We start from the raw sequence: 2722 nt of genomic DNA on the forward strand, positions 1-2722 counted from the left end.
TCCGCTATCGCTACGTGACTGGGTCATGGCTGCGCCCCGACACCCGCTAAAACCCCCTGACGCGCCCTGACGGGCTTGTCTGCTGACGAAAACGCCCACGGGAAAGCCGTGACCGCCTCCGTCAGCTTCGTTATGTTCCTGTTTCACTTTCGGCCTCAAAGCGAATCTGGATGCTGTTCTGGAGTTCTTCTGCGAGTTCGTGCAGTCGTTCGCACATGGCCGCCTGTTCGTCAGCATCCAGAGCATCCAGTTTTTCAAGCAGTGTCAGGCTCTGGCTTTTGATAAATCGCGCCATATTCAGCGCAGTTTGTTGTTGTTTGTTCACCTTCCGTTGTTCTCCGTCAGTTCCGGGTGTCGGGGGGACCCTGAGCAGGTGGTAATTGTAAGACGTTGCGGGCGACGGTATTACAATTGCACATCCTGTCCTGTTTCTTTAGGACGTATCATGGCACAGCATATCAACTGATAAATAATCCCTGTGCAGTGCAGCCGCTGTTGCATAAAATTTCGCTCTGCGTCGAGTGTTTCTTAATCAATAATTCCGCTGATACTCCGGAAAAACGCGAGTCTGTTCTCATGCCTGAAATGCCCACACCCCACGCAAAAACAATTTTTTGCTGATTTTTCTTTATAAATAGAGAGTTATGACAAATTAGTTCTTCTTGCTCTCTTTGTGATATTTAAAAAAGCGGTGTTGGCGCAGCTACAACACCGCGCCGACACCGCTTTTTAGGGGTGGTACTGACTATTTTCATAAAAAACATCATCTTATATTAGGGGTGCTGCTAGCTGCGCGGTGTGTTTTTTTACAGGACGCCCCTGGGGGCGCTGCCAGGGGTGTCTGTTCAGATATGTAGCAATGAGTCAGGGATTCACGAACTGAAAATGTCCGAAAATGTGTCTCATGGGCACTGTATGCGCCCAAACCGATCGTCATTCACTTTCATGCATAGCTATGCAGTGAGCTGAAAGCGAGCCTGACGCATTTTTCCGGTTTACCCCGGGGAAAACATCTCTTTTTGCGGTGTTTGCGGCAGAATCGCGTTCAGCGCGTTTTAGCGGTGCGCGCAATACGGGATTATGGTAAATATGATTGATATTCGTAGATGCTGGGTTAACTATTTATTTTGTGCGTGGAGTTGAAATTGGTAATGATTAGAATGGCTATGACCTATAAATGTTTATCATGCCATTGGTGTAAAACTGTGCCTAAATGTAGCGATGTTTTAGTTGATGGGGGGAATGCTTTTAGTCAGTGCCCAAATTGTGGCTCTGTTTTAGTTGATTCAAAAAAAGCCAATTTCATTAATGCAGTTTTTGCGAATATAATGTTTAAAATAAAATCATAAATAATTTTGTTGTTTGTGTGATTGTTCGTGAGTTGACACCCTCCATAGCACCTGGCCATAACGGTGCTATGCACTTAGTGAAACCGTTAGTTGCTGTTCAAATGCTTCCGTTGGTTCTGATTGGTGAGTTTATCTGAGATTTTTATATATTCAGCCTTTATCAATTCATCACCATATTTTCTCTCAAGTCTTTTGACAATAAAATGACCTCGAGCCATATCTTGATAATAGTCGGTAAACATCGTGTTTAATGTGGCTCCAGCCAGTGCTCCAATAACAGGAGCAGCTTGAGCTGCCATTTTTTCTGTAATAACTATACCAAATCTTGTCGCAACTTTTTCTATTAACGAAGCTAACCATTTTCCTGTTTGTGTTGAAGCAGCGTTCTTGACAGCAATGTTAGAAATTTCTTTGGATAAATCTTGTACGATCTCAGCAGTCAAATTCCTTGTTGCATAGTATGCAGTATTAACTGCATCATCGTCCTCAGATGGTCCTCCGAAGGAAAACACCGCTAAACACTCTAGTTTTGTATCAATCCTATCTAGATCAAAACCTTCACTTCTTGCTATGTCCGCAATTGAACGAAGCATAATTGTCGTTGAAACTGGTAACTCAATTGCTAATGCAGAAAAGCCAAAAGCACCACCAATGGCTCCAGATAAGGCAGCAAAGAACTTATTTGTCTTAGTTGATGCTATTCGGTTAGGTTCATTGTCTAGGCTCCATAAGGCTGCATTAGCAGCTTTGTTGAGAGATTTTTCTACTAGGCTATAAATTTTCTTTTCTGCTCCTTTGGGAAGTTTACTCATTAAGTAATCTATTGGGGTTCCAACTAATTGGGTTAGTGTTTCTGTAATTGTATCTTGTTCTAATAATTCTACGGCTCTTTCTAAAGCGCGCAGATCTTCTTCTTCAAGATGCATGTAAAAATCCCTTATGAATCAATCTGTAGCCTACTTTTTGTAAGTGGTCTGTTTTGGGATCTTACCTTGGGAGAATTCAGTGATTCAACGGGCGAGATGCCGATATCATTGTTGTCCGTGAAGTAGGAGTGATGAAAAGATCAAAGGATCCTCTTGAGATCCTTTTTTTCTGCGCGTAATCTGCTGCCAGTAAACGAAAAAACCGCCTGGGGAGGCGGTTTAGTCGAAGGTTAAGTCAGTTGGGGACTGCTTAACCGGGTAACTGGCTTGGTGGAGCACAGATACCAAATACTGTCCTTCTAGTGTAGCCGCAGTTAGGCCACCACTTCAAGAACTCTTAATATCTCAATCCACCTTGTCCAGTTACCAGTGGCTGCTGCCAGTGGCGCTTTGTCGTGTCTTACCGGGTTGGACTCAAGACGATAGTTACCGGATAAGGCGCAGCGG

The 2722-nt window shown here is 43.8% G+C and carries 3 protein-coding genes; all 3 read right to left on the minus strand.

Going from position 1 to position 2722, the window contains the following annotated elements; genetic code table 11:
* Positions 1–130 precede the first annotated feature (130 nt).
* Positions 131–325 (minus strand): Rop family plasmid primer RNA-binding protein, encoded by a 195-nt coding sequence (locus HEM79_RS22070; RefSeq protein ID WP_001041631.1) that lies wholly within the window; start codon positions 323–325, stop codon positions 131–133.
* A 1110-nt stretch (positions 326–1435) separates the two neighbouring features.
* On the minus strand, positions 1436–2275 hold the full coding sequence (locus HEM79_RS22075) for an EcsC family protein (RefSeq protein ID WP_001677176.1): 840 nt from the start codon (positions 2273–2275) through the stop codon (positions 1436–1438).
* Positions 2276–2589: 314 nt separating this feature from the next.
* On the minus strand, positions 2590–2722 hold a 133-nt coding region (locus HEM79_RS22815), incomplete at its 5' end, for a replication initiation protein (protein ID WP_139818216.1).

It is taken from the genome of Escherichia sp. 93.0816, assembly GCF_013368855.2.
Classification (GTDB): domain Bacteria; phylum Pseudomonadota; class Gammaproteobacteria; order Enterobacterales; family Enterobacteriaceae; genus Escherichia; species Escherichia ruysiae.